Source organism: Pseudomonas sp. LPB4.O, from assembly GCF_038383825.1.
GTDB lineage: Bacteria > Pseudomonadota > Gammaproteobacteria > Pseudomonadales > Pseudomonadaceae > Aquipseudomonas > Aquipseudomonas putida.
Genome location: NZ_CP151298.1, coordinates 982,807 through 1,001,526, shown reverse-complemented (window position 1 = coordinate 1,001,526; position 18,720 = coordinate 982,807). Strand labels below are relative to the sequence as shown.

General features: G+C 61.9%; 22 protein-coding genes and 1 tRNA gene. 2 read left to right on the top strand and 21 right to left on the bottom strand.

Going from position 1 to position 18,720, the window contains the following annotated elements; genetic code table 11:
- Positions 1-3: 3 nt before the first annotated feature.
- The 14 genes from MRBLPB4O_RS04485 to trmJ all read right to left on the bottom strand — a co-directional run bounded on the left by MRBLPB4O_RS04485 (position 4) and on the right by trmJ (position 10,746).
- On the bottom strand, positions 4-1,029 hold the full coding sequence (locus MRBLPB4O_RS04485) for a RodZ domain-containing protein (RefSeq protein WP_016501394.1): 1,026 nt from the start codon (positions 1,027-1,029) through the stop codon (positions 4-6).
- Positions 1,026-1,787, bottom strand: a complete 762-nt coding sequence (gene pilW / locus MRBLPB4O_RS04480; protein WP_341797618.1) for a type IV pilus biogenesis/stability protein PilW — start codon at positions 1,785-1,787, stop codon at positions 1,026-1,028. The genes MRBLPB4O_RS04485 and pilW overlap by 4 nt, the downstream gene beginning before the upstream one ends.
- A 14-nt stretch (positions 1,788-1,801) precedes the next feature.
- Entirely contained in the window at positions 1,802-2,947 is a 1,146-nt protein-coding gene (gene rlmN / locus MRBLPB4O_RS04475; RefSeq protein ID WP_016484976.1) for a 23S rRNA (adenine(2503)-C(2))-methyltransferase RlmN, read from the bottom strand.
- 28 nt (positions 2,948-2,975) lie between these two features.
- On the bottom strand, positions 2,976-3,401 hold the full coding sequence (gene ndk / locus MRBLPB4O_RS04470) for a nucleoside-diphosphate kinase (RefSeq protein ID WP_033701183.1): 426 nt from the start codon (positions 3,399-3,401) through the stop codon (positions 2,976-2,978).
- A gap of 88 nt (positions 3,402-3,489) precedes the next feature.
- A complete protein-coding gene (iscX, locus tag MRBLPB4O_RS04465) occupies positions 3,490-3,690 on the bottom strand; it encodes a Fe-S cluster assembly protein IscX (RefSeq protein WP_003248529.1) in 201 nt (66 codons plus the stop codon).
- 10 nt (positions 3,691-3,700) lie between these two features.
- Positions 3,701-4,042, bottom strand: coding sequence for an ISC system 2Fe-2S type ferredoxin (gene fdx, locus MRBLPB4O_RS04460; RefSeq protein WP_016501396.1), 342 nt, complete (start codon positions 4,040-4,042; stop codon positions 3,701-3,703).
- A gap of 3 nt (positions 4,043-4,045) precedes the next feature.
- Positions 4,046-5,908: a Fe-S protein assembly chaperone HscA gene (gene hscA, locus MRBLPB4O_RS04455; RefSeq protein WP_341797617.1), complete on the bottom strand. Its 1,863-nt coding sequence runs from the start codon at positions 5,906-5,908 to the stop codon at positions 4,046-4,048.
- A gap of 42 nt (positions 5,909-5,950) precedes the next feature.
- On the bottom strand, positions 5,951-6,472 hold the full coding sequence (gene hscB, locus MRBLPB4O_RS04450; protein WP_016501398.1) for a co-chaperone HscB: 522 nt from the start codon (positions 6,470-6,472) through the stop codon (positions 5,951-5,953).
- 8 nt (positions 6,473-6,480) lie between these two features.
- Positions 6,481-6,804, bottom strand: coding sequence for an iron-sulfur cluster assembly protein IscA (iscA, locus tag MRBLPB4O_RS04445; protein ID WP_016501399.1), 324 nt, complete (start codon positions 6,802-6,804; stop codon positions 6,481-6,483).
- A gap of 32 nt (positions 6,805-6,836) precedes the next feature.
- Positions 6,837-7,223, bottom strand: a complete 387-nt coding sequence (gene iscU / locus MRBLPB4O_RS04440) for a Fe-S cluster assembly scaffold IscU (RefSeq protein WP_003248539.1) — start codon at positions 7,221-7,223, stop codon at positions 6,837-6,839.
- A 46-nt stretch (positions 7,224-7,269) separates the two neighbouring features.
- Positions 7,270-8,484 carry an IscS subfamily cysteine desulfurase gene (locus MRBLPB4O_RS04435; RefSeq protein WP_016501400.1) on the bottom strand — a complete coding sequence of 405 codons (1,215 nt, stop codon included), beginning with the start codon at positions 8,482-8,484 and terminating at the stop codon, positions 7,270-7,272.
- A 46-nt stretch (positions 8,485-8,530) separates the two neighbouring features.
- The gene (gene iscR / locus MRBLPB4O_RS04430) at positions 8,531-9,022 is read right to left on the bottom strand and encodes a Fe-S cluster assembly transcriptional regulator IscR (RefSeq protein ID WP_008092572.1); all 492 of its coding nucleotides are present in this window, start codon (positions 9,020-9,022) and stop codon (positions 8,531-8,533) included.
- 179 nt (positions 9,023-9,201) lie between these two features.
- Complete coding sequence (gene cysE, locus MRBLPB4O_RS04425; protein WP_016501401.1) at positions 9,202-9,987, bottom strand: serine O-acetyltransferase; 786 nt, start codon at positions 9,985-9,987, stop codon at positions 9,202-9,204.
- 3 nt (positions 9,988-9,990) lie between these two features.
- Positions 9,991-10,746, bottom strand: coding sequence for a tRNA (cytosine(32)/uridine(32)-2'-O)-methyltransferase TrmJ (gene trmJ, locus MRBLPB4O_RS04420; protein ID WP_043196986.1), 756 nt, complete (start codon positions 10,744-10,746; stop codon positions 9,991-9,993).
- A 151-nt stretch (positions 10,747-10,897) separates the two neighbouring features.
- Between trmJ and suhB the strand changes: the two genes are divergently transcribed.
- Positions 10,898-11,716, top strand: a complete 819-nt coding sequence (suhB, locus tag MRBLPB4O_RS04415) for an inositol-phosphate phosphatase (protein ID WP_012270588.1) — start codon at positions 10,898-10,900, stop codon at positions 11,714-11,716.
- A 169-nt stretch (positions 11,717-11,885) separates the two neighbouring features.
- Here the strand turns inward: suhB and MRBLPB4O_RS04410 are convergent, their stop codons facing one another.
- The 6 genes from MRBLPB4O_RS04410 to queA all read right to left on the bottom strand — a co-directional run bounded on the left by MRBLPB4O_RS04410 (position 11,886) and on the right by queA (position 17,952).
- A complete protein-coding gene (locus MRBLPB4O_RS04410) occupies positions 11,886-12,428 on the bottom strand; it encodes a glycine zipper 2TM domain-containing protein (RefSeq protein WP_026034597.1) in 543 nt (180 codons plus the stop codon).
- 121 nt (positions 12,429-12,549) lie between these two features.
- Positions 12,550-13,458, bottom strand: coding sequence for a protein translocase subunit SecF (gene secF / locus MRBLPB4O_RS04405; RefSeq protein ID WP_016484966.1), 909 nt, complete (start codon positions 13,456-13,458; stop codon positions 12,550-12,552).
- Positions 13,459-13,468: 10 nt separating this feature from the next.
- Positions 13,469-15,331 carry a protein translocase subunit SecD gene (secD, locus tag MRBLPB4O_RS04400; protein WP_341797616.1) on the bottom strand — a complete coding sequence of 621 codons (1,863 nt, stop codon included), beginning with the start codon at positions 15,329-15,331 and terminating at the stop codon, positions 13,469-13,471.
- A gap of 63 nt (positions 15,332-15,394) precedes the next feature.
- Positions 15,395-15,730, bottom strand: coding sequence for a preprotein translocase subunit YajC (gene yajC, locus MRBLPB4O_RS04395; RefSeq protein ID WP_016484964.1), 336 nt, complete (start codon positions 15,728-15,730; stop codon positions 15,395-15,397).
- A 42-nt stretch (positions 15,731-15,772) separates the two neighbouring features.
- Positions 15,773-16,888: a tRNA guanosine(34) transglycosylase Tgt gene (gene tgt, locus MRBLPB4O_RS04390; RefSeq protein WP_016501406.1), complete on the bottom strand. Its 1,116-nt coding sequence runs from the start codon at positions 16,886-16,888 to the stop codon at positions 15,773-15,775.
- A gap of 14 nt (positions 16,889-16,902) precedes the next feature.
- Complete coding sequence (gene queA / locus MRBLPB4O_RS04385; RefSeq protein WP_341797615.1) at positions 16,903-17,952, bottom strand: tRNA preQ1(34) S-adenosylmethionine ribosyltransferase-isomerase QueA; 1,050 nt, start codon at positions 17,950-17,952, stop codon at positions 16,903-16,905.
- A gap of 107 nt (positions 17,953-18,059) precedes the next feature.
- On the opposite strand from queA, the gene MRBLPB4O_RS04380 reads away from it, so the two are divergent.
- Positions 18,060-18,144 (top strand) — tRNA-Leu (locus MRBLPB4O_RS04380).
- Between the two features lie 74 nt (positions 18,145-18,218).
- On the opposite strand, the gene MRBLPB4O_RS04375 is transcribed toward MRBLPB4O_RS04380, so the two are convergent.
- On the bottom strand, positions 18,219-18,716 hold the full coding sequence (locus tag MRBLPB4O_RS04375) for a RidA family protein (RefSeq protein WP_063426328.1): 498 nt from the start codon (positions 18,714-18,716) through the stop codon (positions 18,219-18,221).
- Between the last annotated feature and the right edge of the window lie 4 nt (positions 18,717-18,720).

Sequence of the window (18,720 nt, the reverse complement as noted above, 5' to 3'; positions counted from 1 at the left end):
GACTTACTGTCCCAACTTCAGGCGAGCAGTCTCGCCACTGGTGAACGGGGCAACATCGACGGCCTGGCCGTTGTAGCTGACCTGGGCGCCACGGGCAAAGCCCAGGCGCACCGCGAACGGCGGCTTGCCGGTCAGCTCGAGGTTGTCCCCCTTGCGCTTGACGGCGCTGAACAGCACCTTGCCGTTGCCATCGGAGACCTGGGTCCAGCAATCGGCGGTGAACTGGATGGCGACCTTGGCGCTGCCTGCCGGTACTGCGGCGGGCTCGGCAGCGGCCACGGCGGCTGCAGGTGCTGCTGGCGCAACGGCGGCCGGTGCAGGGGTGGCCGGTGCGACCGGAGCAGGCGCTACGCTGGCTGCGGGCTGCGCAGGCACCTGCTGGGCGGGTGCGGGTGCAGCAGCCGTTGGCGCCGGGCTTGCCGGGGCCTGTTCGGCGGTAGCGGCAGGCTGTTCGGCAGTGCCCTGCTCCAGTGCCAGCGGCGCGCTCTCAGGCTGCTGGCCAGCGGTAACAGCCTGATCTTCAGGCTCGTCAAGCGGGTGAATCTGAGTGGTGCCGTCGGCGCTTTCGACTTCGACGTGCTCCAGGGCCATCTTGGCCAGGTCCTTGCCACGCAGGCTGCCCTGGTCCTGCCACCAGACGAAGCCACCGCCGACCACGGCCACCAGCAACAACAGGCTGACGCCGCGCAGGATGTTGTGCGACAGGCGTACCGGCTCTTCGATGCGCCCCAGCGAGTGCACATCGCTGCCTTTGGCGTGGGTACCGGTGTAGCGGTCGAAGGCTTCTACCAGGGTGGCCTGGTCAAGGTCCATCAACTTGGCATAGGCGCGGATATAGCCACGGGCGAAGGTATGCCCGGGCAGCTTGTCGAAGGCGCCGGTTTCCACATGGTTCAACGAACTGACAGTGAGGTTGAGCTTGCGGGCCACCTCGGCTTGAGACCAGTCCCGTTTCTCACGGGCCAGGCGCAAAAGCTCACCGGGGTTCTGGCCAGGCGCTACTGCTACTTCGGGATGCGCGGCGTTCATCGTTGCTCCGACAGGTATTGCTGATATTCCGGCGTACCGGGATAAAGTCGTTGTAATTGCTGGCCCAGCTCGGCCAATGTGCCCTGCTCGTCGAACACCCTGGCAAGGCGGCTACCCAGCAGCAGGCTACGGGCATCGTGGTCGCTCAGCTGGCTGAAACGATCGTAGTAGTCCCGGGCCGGCACATAATGCCTGTTTTCGTAGGACAACTCAGCCATTTCCAGCAACGCTTTCGGTTGCCGCTGGTTGAGTTGCAACGCTTTGAGCAGATACGCGTGCGCCGCCTCGCGGCTATCGAGCTTGAGGGCGGTCAGGCCCAGGTTCTCGTACACGCGTGAGCGCTCAGGATACAGGGTATCGCTACTGGCCAGGCGAAACATCTGCTCGGCCTCGGCAAATCGCCCCTGAGCATAAAGGAAACTGCCGTAATTATTGCGAATTCGCGTGTCGCCCGTGCGGGCCTGCAAGGCTTTGCGAAAATGCGCCTCCGCCAGTGGCGGCTCACCTTCGGCCTGGAACACCAGCGCCAGGGCGGCATGTGCGTCGGCATCACGGCTGTCCAGGGCCAGGGCCTTGCCCAGCGGCGCCTTGGCCTGCTCGGTCAAACCCTGTTGCAAATAACCCAGGCCAAGCTGCACATAAGCACGCCCCGCATCCGCCCTGCCCTGGCGGCTGGCCAGGGGGTCGCCCGCGCCGCCCGACACGCAGCCGGCCAGCAGCAAAAGCGCAAGGATCGACAGCGCAGCGCGCAGGCTCATGGGCTAAGTCCCGGTCAGTGGCTGGCGGCGCTGTCTTGCAGCTCGACGTCCGCGGAAAGCTGGCGTACGGCGATGTAGCGCTCGCTGCGACGGGTGCGGTCGTTGACCTGGCCGACCAGCTGGCCACAGGCGGCATCGATGTCCTCACCACGGGTGGTACGGGTGGTGACGTTGAAACCACCGTGGTGCAGCAGGTCCTGGAAGCGACGAATGGCGTTGTTGCTCGGCCGCTCGTAGCCCGAATGCGGGAATGGGTTGAACGGGATCAGGTTGATCTTGCACGGCACATCGCGCAGCAACTCGATCATCTGCGCGGCATGCTCGGGCTGGTCGTTGACGTCCTTGAGCAAGGTGTACTCGACGGTGAGCACGCGCTTGCCACCCAAGGTGGACATGTAGCCCATGCACGACTCCAGCAGCACTTTCAGCGGGTACTTCTTGTTGATAGGTACCAGTTTGTTGCGCAGCTCGTCGTTCGGTGCGTGCAGCGACAGGGCCAGCGACACGTCGATGTGCTTGGCCAGTTCGTCGATCATCGGCACCACGCCCGAGGTGGACAAAGTGACGCGACGCTTGGAAATGCCATAGCCCAGGTCATCCATCATGATTTTCATGGCAGCGATGACGTTGTCGAAGTTCAGCAAGGGCTCGCCCATGCCCATCATGACCACGTTGGTAATCGCGCGGTCGACTTTGGCAGGAACGGTCCCGAAGGATTTGTTGGCAAGCCACACCTGGCCGATGACTTCAGCGGCGGTGAGGTTGCTGTTGAAGCCTTGCTTGCCGGTGGAGCAGAAGCTGCAATCCAGGGCACAGCCGGCTTGCGACGATACGCACAGGGTGCCGCGGTCGTCGGTAGGAATGTAGACGGTCTCGACGCAGCTGCCGGAGGCAACGCGGATCACCCACTTACGGGTGCCGTCGGCGGAAATGTCTTCACTGACCACTTCCGGTGGGCGAATCTCGGCAACGGCCTCAAGCTTTTCGCGCAAGGCCTTGCCTACGTTGGTCATGGCCGCAAAGTCGGACACGCCAAAATGGTGAATCCATTTCATCACCTGGCCGGCACGGAAGCGCTTCTCCCCGATTGAGTCGAAGAATTGTTCCATTTCCGGCTGGGTCAGACCCAACAGGTTGATTTTGCCAGTAGATGTCGTCATGGATTCACCCTCACCCGTAAGCTTTCGCTTAGCGAGTGGTTACCTCGGTAGCAGCGAAGAAGTAAGCGATTTCGCGAGCAGCAGCAGCTTCGGAGTCCGAACCGTGAACGGCGTTGGCGTCGATCGACTCGGCGAAGTCAGCACGGATGGTACCGGCAGCAGCTTCTTTAGGGTTGGTAGCGCCCATCAGCTCGCGGTTCAGAGCGATGGCGTTTTCGCCTTCCAGAACCTGAACAACAACCGGGCCGGAAGTCATGAAGGCAACCAGGTCACCGAAGAAGCCGCGCTCGCTGTGCTCAGCGTAGAAGCCTTCGGCTTCGGCTTTGGACAGTTGCTTGATTTTCGAGGCAACGATTTTCAGGCCGGCGTCTTCAAAGCGAGTGGTGATCTTGCCGATGACGTTTTTGGCAACTGCGTCAGGCTTGATGATCGAGAAAGTACGTTGAACAGCCATGGAAAACTCCAGAATATGAGTGTTACGAAAAATTAAACCCGCGAATTATACGCGGGTTTCAGGGGATTGCCTAACCTGCACATGACGCTTAGTCGGCTTCGTCGATCCAGGCGGCCTGGATTGCCTCAAGCACTTTCTCACCGCCGCGTGACGGATCGTCGCTGAACTCTGGCAATGCCAGCACCCAGCGGTGCAGGTCCACGAAATTCACATAACGAGGATCGACCTCAGGCTTGCTTTCTGCAAGCTGGATGGCGATCTCAAGTACATCAACCCATTTCAGACTCATGTACAAGACCTCAGTGCGGCGCTTCGGCAGCGTGGTTGAGCGAATACTTGGGGATCTCGATGGTCAGGTCGGTATCCCCCACGACCACCTGGCAACCAAGGCGCGACTGCGCTTCCAGGCCCCATGCCTTGTCCAGCATGTCCTCTTCCAGCTCGTCGGCTTCTTCGAGCGAATCGAAGCCCTTGCGCACGATGCAGTGGCAAGTGGTGCAGGCCTTGACGCCGCCGCAGGCGCTTTCCATCTCGATGTGATGGTCGTGGGCCAGCTCCAGGATGTTGGTCCCGGGCTCGACCTCCACGGTCAGCCCTTCTGGGCAGAACTTCTCATGCGGCAGGAATGTCACCAGCGGCATCGGTTACTCCTCGATCTCATTCAGGTTGCGCCCGGCCAGTGCGGCTTTGACCGTCGAATCAAGGCGACGGGCGGCAAATGCGTCGGTCACCTGCGACAGACGCTTGGTCTGTTGCTCGATGGCTGCGCCATCGGTGCCGGCCAGCAAATCACGTAGTTCTTGCATCTGGAATGCAATGGCGTCGCGCTCGTCGCTGCTAAGCAGGCGCTCACCGTCGGCGTCCAGGGCGCCCTGTACCGCTTCGAGCAAGCGCTCGCCGTCCACCTGGTGCTCACGCAACTGGCGGGCCTGCTTGTCGGAACCTGCGTGTTCGAAGGAATCCTTGAGCATGCGGGCGATTTCGCCGTCGGTCAGGCCGTAGGACGGCTTGACCTGGATGCTGGCTTCCACACCCGAACCCAGTTCCCGGGCGGCAACGCTGAGCAGACCGTCGGCATCCACCTGGAAGGTGACGCGAATTTTTGCAGCCCCGGCAACCATCGCTGGAATGCCGCGCAGCTCGAAGCGCGCCAACGAGCGGCAGTCGCTGATCAGCTCGCGCTCGCCCTGCAGCACGTGGATCATCATGGCCGACTGGCCATCTTTATAAGTAGTGAACTCCTGGGCACGCGCCACCGGAATGGTGGTGTTGCGCGGGATCACTTTCTCCATCAGCCCACCCATGGTCTCAAGACCCAGGGACAGCGGGATGACGTCAAGCAGCAGGAGCTCACCGCCTTCGCGGCGGTTCCCTGCCAGGGTATCGGCCTGGATGGCGGCACCGATGGCGACCACCTGATCAGGGTCGATCGAAGTCAGCGGCGTGCGGCCAAACAGTGTACCGACAGCCTCACGCACACGCGGTACGCGGGTCGAACCACCGACCATGACCACCGCACCTACCTCCTCAAGCTCGACACCGCTGTCGCGGACGGCGCGGCGGCAGGCCTTGAGGCTGCGGGCGATCAGCGGCTCGATCATGGCATCGAAGGCCGCCCGGCTGAGCTCGCCCTGCCAGGCACCGTGACTGACGCTGACCACGTCAGCGTCGGTCAGGGCTTCCTTGGCGGCGCAGGCAGCCTGCAACAGTTGGCGCTGGGTACCCGGGGAGAGGTCGGAGGACAGGCCGGCCTGCTCGATGATCCAGCCAGCAATGGCGTGGTCGAAGTCGTCACCACCCAAAGCGGTATCACCGCCAGTGGCCAGCACTTCGAACACACCAGCAGTCAGGCGCAGGATCGAAATATCGAAAGTACCGCCCCCCAGGTCATAGATGGCCACCAGGCCTTCGGCATTCTGGTCCAGGCCGTAGGCAACGGCAGCGGCAGTTGGCTCGTTGAGCAGGCGCAGCACATTCAGGCCGGCTAGCTTGGCCGCATCCTTGGTCGCTTGGCGCTGAGCGTCGTCGAAATAAGCCGGCACGGTGATCACCGCGCCTACCAGGTCACCGCCCAGGGTCGCTTCGGCACGCTCACGCAGCACCTTGAGGATGTCAGCGGACACTTCCACAGGGCTCTTCGGCCCCTGGACGGTGTCGATGAACGGCATGTGCGATTCACCGCCAATGAAGCGGTACGGCAGCTGCTCACCCAATTGCTTGACGTCGGCCAGGCCGCGCCCCATCAGGCGCTTGACCGACAACACGGTGTTCAGCGGGTCACTGGCGGCCGCCTCACGCGCAGCCTGGCCGACCTCAGTGTGGTCAGCCAGGTAGCGTACCGCAGAGGGCAGAATGACGTTGCCCTGCGCATCGGGCAGGGGTTCGCTGCGACCGCTGCGTACGGCAGCGACCAGAGAATTGGTGGTACCCAGGTCGATACCAACCGCCAGGCGGCGCTGGTGCGGCTGAGGGCTTTGACCGGGTTCGGCGATCTGCAGTAGGGCCATGCTTATCTGAATACCTTAGGCGTCATCACGGGCAACGCCGGGTTAATCGTCGAGGCGCTCTTCCAGTTGGCGCACTTCTTGGGCGAGCTTGTCGAGGAACTGCATGCGGCGCATCAGGCGCTCGGCCTTGTCGCGCTCGGCAGGCACATCCCAGCAGGCGGCGAAATCCTCGTTCAGCGTGTCCTGTGCACCTTTGAGGCGCTTCTTGAACACGGCAACACCATCGAGGTCGGCTTCATCCTGCAGCTCTTCAAGCTCTTCGCGCCACTGCATTTGCTGCAGCAGGAAGTCGGGGTCGTGGACCGTGACCTCCTGGGGCACTTCGTGGCCGCCGATGGCCAGCAGATAGCGGGCACGGCGCGGCGCACTGCGCAGCGTCTGGTAGGCGTCGTTGAGGGCCGCGGACTTCTCCAGCGCTACCCGCTGCTCACGCTCGGAAGCGTCGGCAAAGCGGTCAGGATGGACCTCGCGGGCCAGCTCGCGGTAGCGAGTGGCCAGCTTGTCGAGGTCCAGCCGAAAGCACGGCTGGAGATCAAACAGAGCGTAATGACAAGGAGTACCCACAGCCAGCCTCAGACGTTGAAGCTTTCGCCGCAGCCACACTCACCGCGCACGTTGGGGTTGTTGAACTTGAAGCCTTCGTTCAACCCTTCCTTGACGAAGTCCAGTTCGGTGCCGTCAAGGTACACCAGGCTTTTAGGGTCGATGATGACCTTCACGCCGTGGTTCTCGAACACCTGGTCTTCGCCCGCCACTTCGTCGACGAACTCCAGCACGTAGGCCAGGCCCGAGCAGCCGGTGGTGCGCACGGCCAGGCGAATGCCTTCGCCCTTGCCGCGCCCCTGGAGGGAACGCCGCACGTGGTTGGCGGCGGCTTCTGTCATGCTGATAGCCATCAGAACTCCTTACCTCTTACCTTGCAGGCGACTTAGATCAAGCCTTTTTTCTGCTTGTAATCGCGAACGGCTGCCTTGATGGCATCCTCGGCGAGTACCGAGCAGTGGATCTTCACTGGCGGCAACGCCAGTTCTTCCGCCAGCTGGGTGTTCTTGATGGTTTCGGCTTCGTCCAGGGTCTTGCCCTTCATCCACTCGGTGGCGAGGGAGCTGGAAGCGATGGCCGAACCGCAGCCGTAGGTCTTGAACTTGGCGTCTTCAATGACGCCCTGCTCGTTGACCTTGATCTGCAGGCGCATCACGTCACCGCACGCTGGAGCACCGACCATGCCGGTACCGACATCCGGGTCCTCGGCATTCATCTTGCCGACGTTGCGTGGGTTTTCGTAGTGGTCGATGACCTTTTCACTGTATGCCATGGTGCAATTCCTTCCTCATCAGGGAGCCGCTCTTGCCGGCGACTGCTTAGTGGGCGGCCCACTCGATCTTGGAGATGTCAACGCCGTCTTTGTACATGTCCCACAGCGGCGACAGCTCACGCAGTTTGTTAACGGCCTCGCAGACTTTCTGCGCGGCGTAGTCGACTTCTTCTTCGGTGGTGAAGCGGCCGAAGGAGAAGCGGATCGAGCTGTGCGCCAGCTCGTCGTTGCGGCCCAGAGCGCGCAGTACGTACGACGGCTCGAGCGAAGCGGAGGTGCAGGCCGAACCGGACGATACGGCGATGTCTTTCAGCGACATCAGCAGCGACTCGCCTTCGACGTAGTTGAAGCTCAGGTTCAGGTTGTGCGGCACGCGAGCGGTGCTGCTGCCGTTGACGTACAGCTCTTCGAGGTCCGAGACCTGCTTGAAGAAGCGGTCGCTCAGGGCCTTGATGCGCACGTTTTCGGCGGCCATTTCCTGCTTGGCAATGGCGAACGCTTCGCCCATACCGACAATCTGGTGGGTCGGCAGGGTGCCCGAACGCATGCCGCGCTCATGGCCACCGCCGTGAATGATGGCTTCAAGGCGTACACGCGGCTTGCGGCTGACGTACAGCGCGCCGATGCCTTTCGGGCCGTAGACCTTGTGCGCCGAGAACGACATCAGGTCGACTTTCAGCTTTTGCAGGTCGATTTCGACCTTGCCGGCCGACTGGGCGGCGTCGACATGGAACAGCACGCCGCGCGAACGGGTCAGTTCACCAATGGCGGCGATGTCGTTGATCGAGCCGACTTCGTTGTTCACGTGCATCAGCGAGACCAGAATGGTGTCATCGCGCAATGCTGCCTCGACCTGGGCCGGGGTGACGATGCCGTCTGCGCCTGGCTCGAGGTAGGTCACTTCGAAACCTTCACGCTCGAGCTGGCGAGCGGTATCCAGGACCGCCTTGTGCTCGATCTTGGAGGTGATGATGTGCTTGCCCTTGGTCTGATAGAAGTGCGCGACGCCTTTAAGTGCGAGGTTGTCGGACTCGGTGGCACCGCTGGTCCAGACGATTTCGCGCGGATCGGCGTTGATCAGTTCGGCAACCTGGCGACGACCGTTCTCGACCGCTTCCTCGGCCTTCCAGCCGAAAACGTGGGAGCGCGAGGCCGGGTTACCGAAGTTCCCGTCGACCAGCAGGCAGTCGGCCATTTTCTGGGCCACACGTGGGTCGACCGGGGTGGTCGCGGAGTAATCGAGGTAGATCGGCAACTTCATTTGTCTCTCCTATCAGGCGGTGGCGTCGCTCGTCGTCCCTGGGGGATCAATCGACGGCGGACGTCTCAATCTTGTCCAGCTGGGCGGTTCGGCCTGCGACACGACGCAGGTCCTGGCGCTGGGCAACTTCCTGCACCTCACGGCGCATGACGAGGTCGGCCAGGCTGATGCCGCTGAGGAATTCATGGATCTGCTGACTGAGGTCACACCACAGGTGGTGGGTCAGACAGGTATCACCGGCATGGCAGTCCCCGAGGCCCTGGCAACGGGTAGCATCGACCGATTCGTTGACCGCATCGATGACCTGGGCCACCTGGATGGTTTCCATGCCCCGCGACAGCTGGTAGCCACCACCTGGACCGCGCACGCTGGAGACCAGGCTGCTGCGGCGCAGCTTGGCGAACAGCTGTTCCAGATAAGAGAGGGAAATGCCCTGGCGCTCGGAAATGTCGGCCAAAGACACCGGCCCATGCTGCGCGTGCAACGCCAGGTCGAGCATGGCAGTCACGGCGTATCGGCCTTTGGTAGTCAGTCGCATGGCTATTGGGTACCACGGGAGTTTCGGGATGTGTGCGAGTATGCGATTCCCGAGCATTTAAGTCAACTATTAGACCTACTGCTTTAGTCGGGTTTGCGTCGGGGAGGCGGGCGCGATTGTAGCAGACGAGGGGCGTGAGCACACGCCCCGTATGTCACCAGGGTTTCAGCGCGGCGCAATCAATGCGACTGAGTGTCGCGCTGGGCCACCTGGGCAACCTCGGTGAAATCATCTTCCGGCAGAGCCGGCAGTTCCTTGGCGCAGTAGTCGCTACCCATCTTGGTCAGGGCGCCACACATGCCCTCCAACCGCTCGTCGACGGCCTGCAAGTGGTCGAGCATCTGGCCGATGGCTCGCGCCACCGGGTCAGGCATGTCGCCACTGACACCGTAGGCATCGAAGCCGATCTTCTCGGCCATGGCCTTGCGCTTGGCCTCGACTTCGGTGTCCTCGCTCTTGACGATGATCCGCCCCGGGATACCCACCGCTGTGGCGCCGGCCGGTACAGCCTTGGTCACCACCGCATTGGAGCCGATCTTGGCCCCGGCGCCGACGGTGAACGGGCCCAGCACCTTGGCCCCCGCCCCTACCACCACGCCGTTTTCCAGGGTGGGGTGGCGCTTGCCTTTGTTCCAGCTGGTGCCGCCCAGGGTCACACCCTGGTAAAGGGTGACGTCGTCGCCGATCTCGGCGGTTTCGCCGATGACGATGCCCATGCCGTGGTCAATGAAGAAGCGCCGGCCGATGGTGGCACCGGGATGGATCTCGATACCGGTCAGCCAGCGGCCGAAGTTCGACACCAGCCGGGCCAGCCACTTGAAATCACGTTTCCACAGGGCATTGCCCAGGCGGTGCAGCCAGATGGCATGCATGCCCGGGTAGCAGGTGAGCACCTCGAAGGCATTGCGCGCAGCCGGGTCACGGTGGAATACGCTTTGAATATCTTCACGCAGGCGTTCGAACATCTGTCAGTCCTTCCGTTTATGCGGCTCGCCACGGACCACTTTCTGGGTCTCGGTGAGGATGCCGCGCAAAATGCTCATTTCCGTACGCTCGACCGCCACCCGCCCATACAGCCGGCGCAGGCGCGGCATCAGGTGCTTGGGTTTTTCGGGGTCGAGGAAGCCGATGCCCACCAGGGTTTTCTCCAGATGGTCGTAGAACAGCTCCATTTCGTCCATTGTCGCCAGCTCGCTGGCGTCAACCTTCTCGACTTTGCCCGGCGCCTCACCGGCAGCCAGCGATGCCATGCGCACCTCGTAAGAGAGCACCTGCACAGCGGCCGCAAGGTTCAGCGAGCTGAAGTCGGGGTTGGAGGGAATGTGCACGTGGAAGTGACATCGCTGCAGTTCTTCGTTGGTCAGGCCGGCGTGTTCGCGCCCGAACACCAGGGCGATTTCTTCGCCCCCCTTGGCATGCTCCACCGCCTTGGCGCCGCACTCGCGCGGGCCAATCAACGGCCAGGGGATGCTGCGCTCACGGGCGCTGGTACCCATCACCAGGTTACAGCCGACCAGCGCCTGTTCAAGGCTGTCGACCACCTGGGCGTTATCCAGCACATCGTCGGCGCCCGAGGCGCGGGCACTGGCTTCCAGGGCGGGGAATTCTTTCGGCTGCACCAGCACCAGGCGCGACAAGCCCATGTTTTTCATGGCACGCGCAGCGCCGCCGATGTTGCCGGGGTGGCTGGTATTGACCAGAACAACACGAATATTTTGCAGCAAGGTGTTGTGCTCACAGATGCAGGAATCAGGGCCTTCGATCTTACAGAACCGACAGACGTAACGCCATGAAAGCAAATGTGACACTTCTGCCGACAAACTTTTCTGCTAGAATGATCGGCTTTCTTCTTTAACATCTCCAGGTGACCCGCCCATGCAGCCTATGCTGAATATCGCCCTGCGCGCCGCTCGCAGCGCCAGTGAACTGATTTTCCGCTCCATCGAACGCCTGGATAGCATCAAGGTGGACGAGAAAGAGGCTAAGGACTACGTTTCCGAGGTTGATCGTGCCGCCGAGCAGAAGATCGTCGACGCGCTGCGCAAGGCCTACCCGAACCACTCCATCCAGGGTGAAGAGACGGGCATGCACGCGGGCACCGGCGAAGAAGGTAAAGACTACCTGTGGATCATCGACCCACTGGACGGTACCACCAACTTCCTGCGCGGTATCCCCCACTTCGCCGTCAGCATCGCCTGCAAATACCGTGGTCGCCTTGAGCACGCCGTGGTGCTCGACCCGGTACGCCAGGAAGAATTCACCGCCAGCCGTGGCCGTGGCGCCCAGCTCAATGGCCGTCGCCTGCGTGTCAGCTCGCGCACCAGCCTGGAAGGCGCCCTGCTGGGTACCGGCTTCCCGTTCCGTGATGGCCAGATGGCCGACATGGACAACTACCTGGGCATGTTCCGCGCCCTGACTGGCCAGACCGCCGGCATCCGCCGCGCCGGCTCCGCCAGCCTGGACCTCGCCTACGTAGCCGCCGGCCGCTTCGACGCCTTCTGGGAGTCGGGCCTGTCCGAATGGGACATGGCAGCTGGCGTGCTGCTGATCCAGGAAGCCGGTGGCCTGGTGAGCGACTTCAACGGTGGCCACGACTTCCTCGACAAAGGCCACATCGTTGCAGGCAACATCAAGTGCTTCAAGGCCGTGCTGACCGCAATCCAGCCGCACCTGCCAGAAAGCATGAAGCGCTAAGCGCGAATTGCCAGAAAGCAAAAAGCACCCCTCGGGGTGCTTTTTTTATACCTGACAGCTGTGTATTGCCTGGTCTGGCCTCTTCGCGGGTGAACCCGCTCCCCCAGCGATCGCATTACAGATGTGGGATCGGGTTCACCCGCGAAGAGGCCAAACCAGGCGACATTGATTACTGGGCAGCTTCGCTCAGGATCAGCTTGCCATTCTTGTCCAGCGGAATGGTGGACCCCGGCTCGCGGTCCATCTTCACCTTGCCTACCTGATCACCGATGGAATAGGTCACGTTGTAACCCACCACCTTCTCGCTGATGTCATTGACCGTATTGCAGCGGGTTTGCGTGGTGGTGTAGGTGTCACGCTGCTGCATGCCTTCCTGCACCTTGTTACCGGCATAACCACCACCGACCGCACCGGCTACGGTAGCGATCTTCTTGCCAGTACCACCACCAATCTGGTTACCCAACAAGCCACCTGCCAGCGCACCGACCACGGTACCGGCAATCTGGTGCTGGTCCTTGACCGGCGCCTGACGCGTCACGGCCACGTCCTTGCATACTTCACGCGGGGTTTTCACCTGCTGCTTGATCGGCTGCACGTCCGTCACCTGGGCGACTTCGGGGCCTTTGTTCACCAAGCTGTAGGTCGCCACAGCACCTCCGGCTGTTACACCGACAGCACCCAGTACCGCACCCACCAGCATTGATTTGTTCACGTGAACCTCCTGATCGTACCAGCGGGCATTAACCCGCGCTTCTCCCAGCCTTGGAGCAAAAAAAAAGGCGCGAGTTCAACACTCGCGCCTTTTGGTCGCCGCACGGCGTAGGGAAAAGGCCTTACGGGCGCTCGTCCACACCTTCAGCCTTGACTGGAGGGATCAGGTCTTCGCTGTTCAGGTTCAGCCAGATCAGTACCACGTTGGCGATGTAGATCGACGAGTAGGTACCGGCCATGACACCGATGAACAGGGCCAGCGAGAAGCCGAACAGGTTGTCGCCACCGAAGAACAGCAGTGCGGCAATGGCCAGCAAGGTCGAAACCGAGGTAGCGATGGTGCGCAGCAGGGTCTGGGTGGTCGAAACGTTGATGTTCTCGATCAGCGAAGCCTTGCGCATGACGCGGAAGTTTTCACGCACCCGGTCGAACACGACGATGGTGTCGTTCAGCGAGTAGCCGATGATCGCCAGCACCGCCGCCAGCACCGTCAGGTCGAAGGTAATCTGAAAGAACGACAGGATACCCAGGGTGACCACCACGTCGTGGATCAGCGAAACGATCGCACCCACGGCGAACTTCCACTGGAAACGGAAGGCCAGGTAGATAAGGATGCCGCCCAAGGCCATGAGCATGCCCATGCCGCCTTGGTCGCGCAGCTCTTCCCCCACCTGCGGGCCAACGAACTCGACACGCTTGAGCGTGGCCGGGTTGTCGCCGCCAGCCTTCTGCAGGGCAGCGGCTACCTTGTTACCCAGCTGCGGGTCATCGCCCGGCATACGCACCAGCAGGTCGGTGGTAGCGCCGAAGCTCTGCACCACGGCCTCGTGGAAGCCGGAGTCGACCAGCTCGGCACGCACCGCCTTGAGGTCGGCCGGGCGCTCGTATGTCAGCTCGATCAGCGTACCGCCGGTGAAGTCCAGGCCAAAGTTGAGGCCCTTCTGCCACCAGCTGAACAGCGCCAGCACGGTGAGGAGCACGGTAATGGCGAACGCAACATTGCGCACGCCCATGAAGTTGATGGTTTTCATCGCAGCTCCCTCAAACCCACAGCTTCTTGATGTCACGCCCGCCGCAGGTCAGGTTGACCATTGCGCGGGTCACCATGACGGCGGTGAACATCGAGGTGAAAATCCCGAGGGACATGGTAACCGCAAAGCCTTTGACCGGGCCGGTACCCATAGCGAACAGGATGCCGCCGACCAGCAGGCTGGTCAGGTTGGCGTCGATGATCGCGGTGTAGGCGCGGTTGAAGCCTTCGTGGATGGCGCGCTGTACCGACATGCCGGCTTTCAGCTCTTCGCGAATACGCGAGAAGATCAGCACGTTGGCGTCCACCGCCATACCCATGGTCAACACGATACCGGCAATACCCGGCAGGGTCAGGGTGGCACCGAGCAGCGACATCAGCGCCAGCAGCAGCACCATGTTGCCCGCCAGGGCGATGGTGGCGATCACGCCAAAGCCGCGGTAGATGGCGATGATGAACAGCGAGACGAACAGCATGCCCCACAGCGACGCATCGATACCCTTGGTGATGTTGTCGGCACCCAGGCTTGGGCCAATGGTACGTTCTTCAGCGAAGTACATCGGCGCGGCCAGACCACCGGCACGCAGCAGCAGGGCCAGCTCGGACGATTCGCCCTGGCCGTTCAGGCCGGTGATGCGGAACTGGCTGCCCAGTGGCGACTGGATGGTCGCCAGGCTGATGATCTTCTTTTCTTCCACGAAGCTTTGTACGGCAACGTCCTTCTCGACGCCGTCGACGGTCTGCTTCACGTAGCGAGTGACCGGCTTCTGCTCGATGAAGATCACTGCCATGCTGCGGCCGACGTTGCTACGGGTAGCACGGCTCATCAGCTCGCCACCGTGGCCATCCAGGCGGATGTTCACTTGTGGGCGACCGTGCTCGTCAAAGCTGGCCTGGGCGTCGGTAACCTGGTCACCGGTGATGATCAGGCCGCGCTCGACCGGCGCAGAACGGCCGCCTTCGCGGAACTCGAACACTTCGGTAGTGGCCTTGGACGCACCCGGCTCGGCACCAAAGCGGAACTCCAGGTTGGCGGTTTTACCGAGGATACGCTTGGCTTCGGCAGTGTCCTGCACGCCCGGCAGCTCGACCACGATACGGTTGGCGCCCTGGCGCTGCACCAGCGGCTCGGCCACGCCCAGCTCGTTGACACGGTTGCGGACGGTGGTGAGGTTCTGCTTGATCGAGTATTCGCGGATCTCGGCAACTTTTGCCTGAGTCAGCGCCAGACGCAGCACGGCGAGGTCGTTGCGCTCGGTGGTGGTCAGGTCGAAATCATTGAAATTCTTGCGGATCAGGGCACGTGCCTGTTCGCGGGTAGCATCGTCAGCGAAGCCCAGCATGATGCCGCCATCCTGCTGAGGCAGGCTGCGGTAGCGGACGCGCTCTTTGCGCAGCAAGGTCTTGACCTCGCCTTCGTAGACTTTCATGCGGGCCGTCATGGCCTTGTCCATGTCCACTTCCAGCAGGAAGTGCACACCACCGGACAGGTCCAGGCCCAGCTTCATCGGGCTTGCACCCAGGTTGCGCAGCCATTGCGGGGTAGTTTGTGCCAGGTTCAGGGCCACGACGTAATCATCGCCCAGTGCCTTGCGTACCACATCCTTGGCTGGCAGCTGGTCTTCCTGGTTGGTCAGGCGGATCAGCCCGCTGCCCTTCTCACCCAGGCTAACGCCCTTGACGGCGATCTTGGAATCGACCAGCGCCTTGCTGACGCGATCGAGGTCGGCCTGGTTCACCTGCAGCGCCGAACTGGCACCGCTGATCTGTACCGCCGGATCATCCGGGTAGAGGTTGGGAGCGGAATAAATGAAACCGACCACCAGTACCAGCACGATCAGTGCATATTTCCACAGAGGGTATTTGTTCAGCATCACGCCGCCCGTTCAAGACGCGGGGCGCTTTGCGCGCCCCGACTGGAAAATAAAACCGGTAACTCAGATAGCCTTGAGCGTACCTTTTGGCAGGGTTGCCGCGATGGCGCCCTTCTGGAACTTCAGCTCGACAGTGTCGGAAACTTCCAGCACCACGAAATCATCGGAAACCTTGACGATCTTGCCGGCGATACCGCCGTTGGTGACAACTTCGTCACCTTTCTGCAAGTTGCCGAGCAGGTTCTTCTGCTCTTTGGCACGTTTGGCCTGTGGGCGCCAGATCATCAGGTAGAAGATGACCAGGAAACCGACCAGGAAAATCCACTCGAAACCGGTACCGGCTGGGCCAGCGGCAGGTGCTGCAGCGTCCGCGTATGCGGCGGGGATGAAGAAGCTCATTGGGCACTCCTAATGTAATTTTCTAATAATGGATGCAGACAGTCAGTCCAAAGGCGGTACAGGAAGCCCGCGCTTGGCGTAGAAGGCGTCGACGAAGGCGGCCAATTTACCCTGTTGAATAGCCTCGCGTAAACCGGCCATCAAGCGCTGGTAATGGCGCAAGTTGTGGATGGTATTCAGCATGCTGCTCAACATTTCGCCGCACTTGTCCAGGTGATGGAGATAGGCACGGGAGAAGTTGGTGCAGGTGTAGCAGTCACAGGTCGGATCCAGCGGCGATTCATCGTGGCGATGAAACGCATTGCGGATCTTGATCACCCCTGTATCGACGAACAGATGGCCGTTACGCGCGTTACGCGTAGGCATCACGCAGTCGAACATGTCGACGCCGCGGCGCACACCCTCAACGAGATCTTCCGGTTTGCCTACCCCCATAAGGTAACGAGGTTTGTCAGCAGGCATCATGCCCGGCAGGTAATCCAGCACCTTGATCATTTCGTGCTTGGGTTCGCCCACCGACAGGCCGCCGATGGCCAGGCCGTCGAAACCGATGTTTTCCAGGCCTTCCAGCGAGCGCATGCGCAGGTCCTGGTACATGCCGCCCTGGACGATGCCGAACAGCGCCGCCGTGTTGTCGGCGTGGGCGTTCTTCGAGCGCTGGGCCCAGCGCAGCGACAGCTCCATGGAAGTACGTGCCACGTCGTGCTCGGCCGGGTACGGGGTGCACTCGTCGAAGATCATCACCACGTCCGAGCCCAGGTCGCGTTGCACCTGCATCGACTCTTCAGGGCCCATGAACACCTTCGAGCCATCGACTGGCGAGGCGAAGGTCACGCCCTCTTCCTTGATCTTGCGCATGGCGCCCAGGCTGAACACCTGGAAGCCACCGGAGTCGGTGAGGATCGGGCCTTTCCACTGCATGAAATCGTGCAGGCCGTTGTGCTTCTTGATCACCTCGGTGCCCGGGCGCAGCCACAGGTGGAAGGTGTTGCCCAGGATCATCTCGGCGCCAATGGCCTCGATGTCGCGTGGCAGCATGCCCTTGACCGTGCCATAGGTGCCCACCGGCATGAACGCCGGGGTTTCCACCGTGCCGCGTGGGAAGGTGATGCGACCACGACGGGCCTTGCCGTCGGTAGCCAGCAGTTCGAAGGACATTCGACAGGTGCGACTCATGCTTGATCCTCGGGGCCGCGTGGCGCCGGATTGCGGGTGATGAACATGGCATCACCGTAACTGAAGAAGCGGTACCCGTTCTCGACCGCCGCCGCGTAGGCAGCCATGGTCTCGGGGTAACCGGCGAACGCCGAGACCAGCATCAGCAGCGTGGACTCCGGCAGGTGGAAGTTGGTGACCAGGGCATCGACCACATGGAACGGCCGGCCCGGGTAGATGAAGATGTCGGTGTCGCCGCTGAAGGCCTTGAGCACGCCATCGCGCGCCGCGCTTTCCAGCGAACGCACGCTGGTGGTGCCGACCGCGACCACCCGGCCGCCACGTGCGCGGCAGGCCTCGATGGCATCGACCACATCCTGGCCCACTTCGAGCCATTCTTTATGCATGTGGTGGTCTTCGATCTTGTCGACCCGCACCGGCTGGAACGTGCCCGCGCCCACGTGCAGGGTAACGAAAGCCCGCTCCACACCTTTGGCAGCAATTTTTTCCAGCAGCGCTTCGTCAAAGTGCAGGCCCGCAGTGGGCGCGGCAACCGCACCGGCGCGCTGGGCGTACACGGTCTGGTAGCGCTCACGGTCGGCGCCCTCGTCGGGGCGGTCGATGTAGGGCGGCAGCGGCATATGGCCGACGCGGTCGAGCAATGGCAGCACCTCTTCGGTGAAACGCAGCTCGAACAGCGTGTCATGGCGCGCGACCATTTCGGCCTCGCCACCACCATCGATGAGGATGACCGAGCCCACTTTCGGCGCCTTGCTGGCACGCACATGGGCCAGCACCCGGTGGCTGTCGAGCACGCGCTCGACCAGCACTTCCAGCTTGCCCCCGGAGGCTTTCTGGCCAAACAACCGCGCCGGGATGACCCGGGTGTTGTTGAACACCATCAGGTCGCCGGGACGCAGGTACTCGAGCAGGTCGGGGAATTGCCGGTGCGCCAGCGCGCCGGTCGGCCCATCGAGCACCAGCAGACGGCTGCCATGGCGCTCGGCCAACGGGTGGCGGGCGATCAGGGAATCAGGGAGTTCGAAGGAAAAATCGGCGACGCGCATGATGATGTTCGGTTCGGCAGGGCCGGGAAGTTTAGCCCAATGTGTGAAAATTGACCATGAAAGCCGATTGACCGACTAGCGGCACCTCTCTATACTGCGCGCCACACGCCCTGATGGCGGAATTGGTAGACGCGGCGGATTCAAAATCCGTTTTCGAAAGGAGTGGGAGTTCGAGTCTCCCTCGGGGCACCAAAATCCGGAAAAAACCGACCTTATGGTCGGTTTTTTTGTGCCCGGCGATTATGTCGGGCTGGGCCAAGGTCCTCTCAGGGACGAACCGCTGTCACTTCGATCTCAACCCGCCAGGCGGGGTGCGCCAGGCCTGCAATCTGGAACGCCGAGCGCGCAGGTAGCACCGGCTGCTTGGCGGCTGGCCCGAAGAACTGGGTGTAGCCGGCCATGAAACCGTCGAAATCCATCTTCCCGCCGTTCTCCGGCCCGCCCACCAGGAATACCTGCATCTTCACCACGTCAGTCAGGCCCAGACCCAGCGCTTTCAGCTGCTGCTGGATGCTTTCAAGCACATTGATGGTTTGTGCCTTGGTATCACCGTAGGCTTCCAGCGAATCCTTGGGCGCGTCGGGATGGATCACCGACGGGACGGAACCGCTCAGATAGACGATCGACTTCCCGGCAGGAATCTCTACTGCCGAGGAGATAGGGAAACTACCTGCGCCATGGCGCACGATATCTTGTGCATGAACGCTGCCGGCACCGGCTAATCCCAACGCCAATGCAGCAACGGTCTTGAACGCGAATTTCATATTT

What these genes read in the sequence shown, in the direction of transcription:
- suhB (WP_012270588.1), top strand. Translation starts at nt 10,898, where the DNA reads ATGCAGCCTATGCTGAATATCGCCCTGCGCGCCGCTCGCAGCGCCAGT.
- fdx (WP_016501396.1), bottom strand. Translation starts at nt 4,042, where the DNA reads ATGCCGCTGGTGACATTCCTGCCGCATGAGAAGTTCTGCCCAGAAGGG.
- iscR (WP_008092572.1), bottom strand. Translation starts at nt 9,022, where the DNA reads ATGCGACTGACTACCAAAGGCCGATACGCCGTGACTGCCATGCTCGAC.
- secD (WP_341797616.1), bottom strand. Translation starts at nt 15,331, where the DNA reads ATGCTGAACAAATACCCTCTGTGGAAATATGCACTGATCGTGCTGGTA.
- pilW (WP_341797618.1), bottom strand. Translation starts at nt 1,787, where the DNA reads ATGAGCCTGCGCGCTGCGCTGTCGATCCTTGCGCTTTTGCTGCTGGCC.
- secF (WP_016484966.1), bottom strand. Translation starts at nt 13,458, where the DNA reads ATGAAAACCATCAACTTCATGGGCGTGCGCAATGTTGCGTTCGCCATT.
- MRBLPB4O_RS04375 (WP_063426328.1), bottom strand. Translation starts at nt 18,716, where the DNA reads ATGAAATTCGCGTTCAAGACCGTTGCTGCATTGGCGTTGGGATTAGCC.
- queA (WP_341797615.1), bottom strand. Translation starts at nt 17,952, where the DNA reads ATGCGCGTCGCCGATTTTTCCTTCGAACTCCCTGATTCCCTGATCGCC.
- ndk (WP_033701183.1), bottom strand. Translation starts at nt 3,401, where the DNA reads ATGGCTGTTCAACGTACTTTCTCGATCATCAAGCCTGACGCAGTTGCC.
- MRBLPB4O_RS04485 (WP_016501394.1), bottom strand. Translation starts at nt 1,029, where the DNA reads ATGAACGCCGCGCATCCCGAAGTAGCAGTAGCGCCTGGCCAGAACCCC.
- MRBLPB4O_RS04435 (WP_016501400.1), bottom strand. Translation starts at nt 8,484, where the DNA reads ATGAAGTTGCCGATCTACCTCGATTACTCCGCGACCACCCCGGTCGAC.
- rlmN (WP_016484976.1), bottom strand. Translation starts at nt 2,947, where the DNA reads ATGACGACATCTACTGGCAAAATCAACCTGTTGGGTCTGACCCAGCCG.
- iscU (WP_003248539.1), bottom strand. Translation starts at nt 7,223, where the DNA reads ATGGCATACAGTGAAAAGGTCATCGACCACTACGAAAACCCACGCAAC.
- iscX (WP_003248529.1), bottom strand. Translation starts at nt 3,690, where the DNA reads ATGAGTCTGAAATGGGTTGATGTACTTGAGATCGCCATCCAGCTTGCA.
- yajC (WP_016484964.1), bottom strand. Translation starts at nt 15,730, where the DNA reads ATGAGCTTCTTCATCCCCGCCGCATACGCGGACGCTGCAGCACCTGCC.
- cysE (WP_016501401.1), bottom strand. Translation starts at nt 9,987, where the DNA reads ATGTTCGAACGCCTGCGTGAAGATATTCAAAGCGTATTCCACCGTGAC.
- hscA (WP_341797617.1), bottom strand. Translation starts at nt 5,908, where the DNA reads ATGGCCCTACTGCAGATCGCCGAACCCGGTCAAAGCCCTCAGCCGCAC.
- iscA (WP_016501399.1), bottom strand. Translation starts at nt 6,804, where the DNA reads ATGGCTATCAGCATGACAGAAGCCGCCGCCAACCACGTGCGGCGTTCC.
- tgt (WP_016501406.1), bottom strand. Translation starts at nt 16,888, where the DNA reads ATGTCCTTCGAACTGCTGGCTACCGACGGCAAGGCCCGTCGTGGTCGC.